Source organism: Anaeromyxobacter sp. PSR-1 (assembly GCF_000964525.1).
GTDB lineage: Bacteria > Myxococcota > Myxococcia > Myxococcales > Anaeromyxobacteraceae > Anaeromyxobacter.
Window position 1 is genome coordinate 37,902 of record NZ_BAZG01000018.1, and the last position, 6,357, is coordinate 44,258.

A 6,357-nucleotide genomic window follows, 5' to 3' on the forward strand; every position below is an offset into this window, starting at 1 on the left:
CGTCCCCAGGATCCTGGACCTGCACCGCCGTGGACAGCCGCTGCGCAGGGACCGGCGCAGCCGGCGCTGGAACCGATCCCGCGGCTGGCCCGTCCGGTGCGTCGGCTTCATCGATCCCGCGGCCCCGGTTCCGGCCATCCCTCCACGTCCCGGGCCTTGCGGAGCGAGCACCGCCGCGAATGCCCGGAGCGCCGACCTAGCGGCCCGCCTCCAGGACAGGGCCCGCTGGAGGCGGACCCGCGAGGAGGGGGCTCGCTGCACGCGGCCCCGCGAGGACCGGGCCGCGGGAAGCGGCCGTTCGCTACGGAGGCGTCGGCGCCTTGCGCTGCGGGCGAGGGGCGGTCTTGGCGCCCGGGCCGCCGCCGTGAAGGAAGAAGTACGGGCGGACGTCGAGCAGTCGCCACGCGCCGTCGGCCCGGCGCGCCAGCACGACGGCGTGCGCGACCCACGGCCGCGGCGCGCCCGGCGGCGGGTGGCCTCCCGAGAGCGTCTGGCGAACGTCGAGGAGCGCGACGTCGCCCAGCAGCCGGACCCGCTCGACCGCGAGCTGGTTGTGCACGCCCTTCAGCACCTTCTCGAAGTCGTTGCGGAACTGCGCCGTGACCTGCTCGCGCCCGACCGCGCGCTGGCCCATGGGGTTGATGAACGTGCCCTCGGGATCGAACAGCGCGCCGACGCGGTCGGCGTCCTGCGCGCCGAAGGCGGCCTCGAACTCGCGAACGGTCTTCTCGAGGTCGGGCGGGAGGGTGGCGTGCTCCGCGCGCGCGGGCAGCGCGGGAAGGGCGAGCAGCAACGACAGCAGGCCAGCAGCTCGAGACGTCATGACGTTCTCCGGTGCCGCCCGCCGGGAGGGCATGCGGCGGCGCGGTGATACGCAGGCGGGCAGACGCTCGCCGGAGCGGATCGGGGGGGCGCCGGACCGGGGGTACGCCGGCCTTGAAGGGGTGGAAAGGCGGCCGGCTTGACATACCCCCTCCCCCTATCTATGTTCCGGGCACCAAAGAATAGGGGGTGGGGGTATGATACCGCCCCGGGAGCGAATCGTGGACTTCGTGGAGATGCTGGTGGTCGCAGGCGGCGTGGCCGCCATCGCGTGGGTGAACTGGTACTTCTTCCTGGCCGAGAAGCGGAAGGGCGCCTCGGAGGCGAAGGTCGGGGCGGCCGGCGTGCAGCAGGCCGTGATCCGGGTGGAGGGCGGCTACACGCCGTCGCGCGTCCGGCTGCGCGCCGGGCAGCCCGCCCGGCTGGTGTTCGATCGGCGCGAGGACTCGAGCTGCTCCGAGGAGGTGGTGATCCCGGAGTTCGGCGTTCGCCGGTTCCTCCCCGCGCACCAGCGGACGACCATCGACCTGCCGCCCGCGAAGGCCGGCACCTACGAGTTCACCTGCGGCATGAGCATGCTCCGCGGCAGCCTGGTGGTGGAGGACGCGCGATGACCAGCCCCGCCGATCCCACCGTCCGCGGGCGCGAGCCCGCCGCCGTTCCCGACGTCGCCGCCGAGGCGAGCCCCGCCGACCGGCGCGCGCGCGTCACCATCAACGTCTCCGGCATGACCTGCGCCGCGTGCCAGGCGCGCGTGCAGAAGGCGCTCTCCGGCGCGCCCGGCGTGCTCGACGCCAGCGTCAACCTCATGACCGCCGAGGCCGCCATCTCCTACGACCCGGCGGTCGCCGCGCCCGAGGCGCTCATCGAGCGGGTGCGCTCGACCGGCTACGGCGCCGCGCTCTCCGAGCCCGGCGCCGACGCGCTCGAGCAGCAGGACGCCGCCCGCGCGAAGGAGTTCCGCGAGCTGCGCGCCCGCGCCCTGGTGGCGCTCGCCGCCGGCGCCGTGGCGATGATCGCGTCGATGCCGCTCATGGCGGCGCACGCGCACCACGGCCTCGGCGCGCCCACCGACCCGTTCATGAGCTGGAGCATGCGCGTGCTCGACCCCGTGCTGGAGCGCGCGCTGCCCTGGCTCTACGCGATCCCGGAGCAGGTGCTCTCCTACGGGCTGCTCGCGCTCACCACCGCCGTCATGGCCTGGGCCGGGCGCCACTTCTACACGCGGGCCTGGGCCGCGTTCCGCCACCACTCGGCCGACATGAACACGCTCGTCGCGGTCGGCACCGGCGCGGCGTACCTGCTCTCGCTCGCCGCCACCGTCGCGCCCGGCTTCTTCGTGGCGCGCGGCGTCCCGCCCGACGTGTACTACGAGGCGGTCGTCCTCATCATCGCGCTCATCCTGGTGGGCAACACCATGGAGGCGCGCGCCAAGCGGCAGACCTCCGTCGCGCTCCGCAAGCTCATGCAGCTCCAGCCCCGCACCGCGCGCGTGGTGCGCGGCCGCGCCGAGGTGGACGTGCCCGTGGAGGACGTGCGCGAGGGCGACGTGGTGGTGGTGCGCCCCGGCGAGCGCCTGCCCGTGGACGGCGAGATCGTCTCCGGGGCGAGCGCGGTGGACGAGTCGATGCTGACCGGCGAGCCGCTGCCCGTCGAGAAGCGCGCCGGCGACCGCGTCATCGGCGCGACCGTCAACGGCACCGGGTCGTTCCGCTTCCGGGCCACCGGCGTGGGCGCGGACACGGTGCTCGCGCACGTGGTGAAGCTCATGCGCGAGGCGCAGGGCTCGCGCGCGCCCATCCAGAAGCTGGCCGACCGCATCAGCGGCATCTTCGTGCCGGTCGTCCTCTCCATCTCCATCGCCACGTTCGTGGTCTGGTTCGTGGCCGCCGACGCCGCGCCCGCGGTCCGCGCGCTGGTCGCCGCGGTGGCGGTGCTGGTCATCGCCTGCCCCTGCGCCATGGGCCTCGCGGTCCCGACCGCGGTGATGGTCGCGACCGGCAAGGGCGCCGAGCTGGGCGTGCTGCTCAAGGGCGGCGAGGCGCTGGAGCGGGCGCACACGGTGGACACGGTGGTGCTCGACAAGACCGGCACGCTCACGCAGGGCAAGCCGGCGGTCACCGAGGTGCGGCTCGCGCCCGGCGCGCCGGTGGGCGAGGACGCGCTGGTCGGCCTGGTGGCGGCGGTGGAGCGCGCCAGCGAGCACCCGCTCGCGGCCGCCATCGCGGCGCACGCGGCGGCGCGCGGCGCGGCGGTGCCGGCGGTGGAGGCGTTCGAGTCGGTGACCGGGCGCGGCGCCCGCGGCCTGGCCGGTGGCCGGCGCGTGGTGGTGGGCAACGCCGCGCTGCTCGAGACGGAGGGCGTCTCGACCGCGCCGCTGGAGGCGGAGGCGGGCGCGCTCGCCGCGGAGGGGCGCACCGCGGTGTTCGCGGCGGTGGACGGGCGGCTGGCCGGCCTGCTCGCGGTCGCCGACGAGCTGCGGCCGACCTCGCGCGAGGCGGTGGCGCGGCTGCGCCGGATGGGCCTCGAGGTGGTCATGCTCACCGGCGACGTGCGCCGCAGCGCCGAGGCGGTGGCCCGCGCGGCCGGCGTCGAGCGGGTCGTGGCGGGCGTGCTGCCGGAGGGCAAGGTGGCCGAGGTGGAGCGGCTGCAGGCGGAGGGCCGCGTGGTGGCCATGGTGGGCGACGGCATCAACGACGCGCCGGCCCTGGCGCGGGCGGAGATCGGCATCGCCATGGGGAGCGGCACCGACGTGGCGCTCGAGGCCGCCGACGTGACGCTGATGCGGCCGGACCTGCGCGCGGTGGCCGACGCGATCGCGCTCTCCCGGCGCACCATGCGGACCATGCGCCAGAACCTGTTCTGGGCGTTCGCCTACAACGTGGTCGGCATCCCGGTGGCCGCCGGCGTGCTGTTCCCGGCGTTCGGCCTGATGCTCTCGCCGGTGCTGGCGAGCGCGGCGATGGCGTTCAGCAGCGTGAGCGTGGTGACGAACAGCCTGCGCCTGCGGCGGTTCCGCGGGGCCTAGGAGGACGCGATGGCGACGAAGGAGAGCAAGGGGACCGCGGCGCTCGCCGCCTGCGCGTGCGCCACCGGCGAGCACGTCGGGCCCGGGGGGCGGGCGGTGGCGGTGGACGCAGCCGGCAAGGAGGCGAACCTCAAGCGCCTGCGCCGCATCGAGGGCCAGGTGCGCGGCCTGCAGCGGATGGTGGAGGAGGGGCGCTACTGCGCCGACGTCCTCACCCAGATCGCCTCGGTGCACGAGGCGCTCCGGGCGGTCGGCCGCGAGCTGATGCGCAACCACCTGAAGCACTGCGCCACCAGCGCCATCCAGGCGGGCGGCCCCGAGGCCGACGCGATGTACGACGAGCTGCTGGATCTCATGTACCGGCAGGTCCGCTGAGGCCGCCGGCCCCGGCGCGTGGATCTTCGTGCCCGGGCGCGCCGGGGTCGGCAAGATCCGGGGTGTTGGTGTAGGGTCCGCGCCGGGTGCCCGCGGCGCCTGCGAGGACGCGAGAGGAACGAACGAATGTCCGCAACCCTGAGGCTGCCCGCGGTGCTCGCCCGGGCCGCCGGCGGGACCACCGTCCACGAGGTGCGCGGGGCCACCGTGGGCGAGGTCGTCGCCGAGGTGGCCGGCCGCTTCCCCGAGCTCGGCACCCGGCTGCGCGACGCGCGGGGCGAGCCGTATCCCTACGTGATGTTCTACCTCGACGACGAGGACATCCGGTTCCAGCAGGGCTTCGCCACGCCGGTGCCCGACGGCGCCGAGATCGTGGTCGTCCCCGCGATCGCCGGAGGGTAGCGATGTCCATCGGCCGCCCCACCTCCGAGCTGCCCGAGCTCTCCCGGGAGGAGATCCTCCGCTACAGCCGCCACCTCATCATCCCCGAGGTCGGGGTGGAGGGGCAGCGCCGCCTGAAGGCCGCGCGCGTGCTCCTGGTGGGCGCGGGCGGGCTCGGCTCGCCGAACGCGCTCTACCTGGCCGCCGCCGGCGTCGGGACGCTCGGCATCGTCGAGGCGGACGTGGTGGACCTCACCAACCTGCAGCGGCAGGTGCTGCACGGCACCAAGGACGTCGGCCGCAAGAAGCTCGAGTCGGCGCGCGAGCGCATCCGCGACGTGAACCCGCACGTGAAGGTCATCGCGCACGACGCCTGGCTCACCTCGGAGAACGCGCTCGAGATCCTCTCCGGCTACGACCTGGTGGTGGACGGCACCGACAACTTCGCCACGCGGTACCTGGTGAACGACGCCTGCGTGCTGCTCGGCAAGGTCAACGTCTACGGGTCGATCTTCCGCTTCGAGGGCCAGTCCACCGTGTTCTGCACCGCGGACGGCCCCTGCTACCGCTGCCTGTACCCGGAGCCGCCGCCGCCGGGCATGGTGCCGTCCTGCGCCGAGGGCGGGGTGCTGGGGATCCTGCCGGGCCTGGTCGGCCTGGTGCAGGCGACCGAGGCGGTGAAGCTCATCACCGGCGTGGGCGAGCCGCTGGTCGGGCGGCTGCTGCTGGTGGACGCGCTCGGGATGGAGTTCCGCACCGTGAAGCTGCGGAAGGACCCGCGCTGCCCCGCCTGCGGCACGCGCGAGATCCAGGCGCTCATCGACTACCAGCAGTTCTGCGGGATCCGCGGGGCCGAGCCGGAGCAGCCGCCGGACGGCGTCCCGACCATCACCGTCGGCGAGCTGGACGCCCGCCGCCGGCGCCACGAGGACTTCGATCTCGTGGACGTGCGCGAGCCGCACGAGTGGGAGATCGGCCGCATCGAGGGCGCGCGGCTGGCGCCCCTCTCCACGTTCGCCGAGGCGCTCCGCACCTTCGACAGCGCCCGCGACCTCGTCGTCTACTGCAAGAGCGGGCAGCGCAGCGCGAAGGCGGTCCGCCAGCTCCAGGAGGCCGGCTTCAGGCGCGTGTGGAACCTCGAGGGCGGGATCCTCCGCTGGGCGGAGGAGATCGACCCGACCGTCCCGCGCTACTAGCCGAGCCAGCCCGCCCGTGAGCGTCGAGATCGAATACGGCGCGGCGCTGCTCGCCCGCATCGCGGCGCTGTGCGAGGCGGACCCCGGGCGCGAGGCGTGCGGGTTCGTGGTGCGCCGCCGCGGCGTGCTCGAGGTCGAGCCCATCCCGAACGCCGCCGACCGCTACCACCGCCACGATCCGCTCGGATTCCCGAGGACCAGCCGCGACAGCTACCTCATGGACCCGCACGCGCACCTCCGGCTCCTCCAGGCGCTCGACGCCGAGGGCGGCGAGGTGGTGGCGGTATGGCACTCGCACGTGGAGGTGGGCGCGTCCTTCTCGGCGAAGGACCGCGCCGACGCGCTCGCCGACGGCGTGCCGGTGGTGCCCGGCGCGGAGTACCTGGTGTTCGGCCTCCGGGGCGGCAAGGTCACCGAGGCGAGGCGCTTCCGCTTCGAGGGCGGCGACTTCGTCGAGGCCGCGCTCGGCTGAGCGGGCCCCGCCGCCCGCTTGACGCGGCGCAAGCGGCGGCCGCCGCCGCGGCGACACCGGCGCTCACCGGCGGTGGTGGAATT

General features: G+C 74.9%; 7 protein-coding genes. 6 read left to right on the forward strand and 1 reads right to left on the reverse strand.

Annotation, left to right across the window (positions count from 1 at the left end; translation table 11 throughout):
* Positions 1-301: 301 nt before the first annotated feature.
* On the reverse strand, positions 302-856 hold the full coding sequence (locus PSR1_RS05370; RefSeq protein ID WP_237757827.1) for an SgcJ/EcaC family oxidoreductase: 555 nt from the start codon (positions 854-856) through the stop codon (positions 302-304).
* Between the two features lie 187 nt (positions 857-1,043).
* Between PSR1_RS05370 and PSR1_RS05375 the strand changes: the two genes are divergently transcribed.
* From PSR1_RS05375 to PSR1_RS05400, 6 genes are all read left to right on the forward strand, one after another.
* The gene (locus PSR1_RS05375; RefSeq protein ID WP_059436596.1) at positions 1,044-1,436 is read left to right on the forward strand and encodes a cupredoxin domain-containing protein; all 393 of its coding nucleotides are present in this window, start codon (positions 1,044-1,046) and stop codon (positions 1,434-1,436) included.
* Positions 1,433-3,850, forward strand: coding sequence for a heavy metal translocating P-type ATPase (locus PSR1_RS05380; RefSeq protein WP_059436597.1), 2,418 nt, complete (start codon positions 1,433-1,435; stop codon positions 3,848-3,850). Before PSR1_RS05375 ends, PSR1_RS05380 begins: the two co-directional genes overlap by 4 nt.
* 9 nt (positions 3,851-3,859) lie before the next feature.
* Positions 3,860-4,225 (forward strand): metal-sensitive transcriptional regulator, encoded by a 366-nt coding sequence (locus tag PSR1_RS05385; RefSeq protein ID WP_059436598.1) that lies wholly within the window; start codon positions 3,860-3,862, stop codon positions 4,223-4,225.
* 126 nt (positions 4,226-4,351) lie between these two features.
* Positions 4,352-4,627: a MoaD/ThiS family protein gene (locus PSR1_RS05390; RefSeq protein WP_059436599.1), complete on the forward strand. Its 276-nt coding sequence runs from the start codon at positions 4,352-4,354 to the stop codon at positions 4,625-4,627.
* 2 nt (positions 4,628-4,629) lie between these two features.
* Positions 4,630-5,802, forward strand: coding sequence for a molybdopterin-synthase adenylyltransferase MoeB (moeB, locus tag PSR1_RS05395; protein WP_059436600.1), 1,173 nt, complete (start codon positions 4,630-4,632; stop codon positions 5,800-5,802).
* 16 nt (positions 5,803-5,818) lie between these two features.
* The gene (locus PSR1_RS05400; protein ID WP_059436601.1) at positions 5,819-6,274 is read left to right on the forward strand and encodes a Mov34/MPN/PAD-1 family protein; all 456 of its coding nucleotides are present in this window, start codon (positions 5,819-5,821) and stop codon (positions 6,272-6,274) included.
* Positions 6,275-6,357 lie beyond the last annotated feature (83 nt).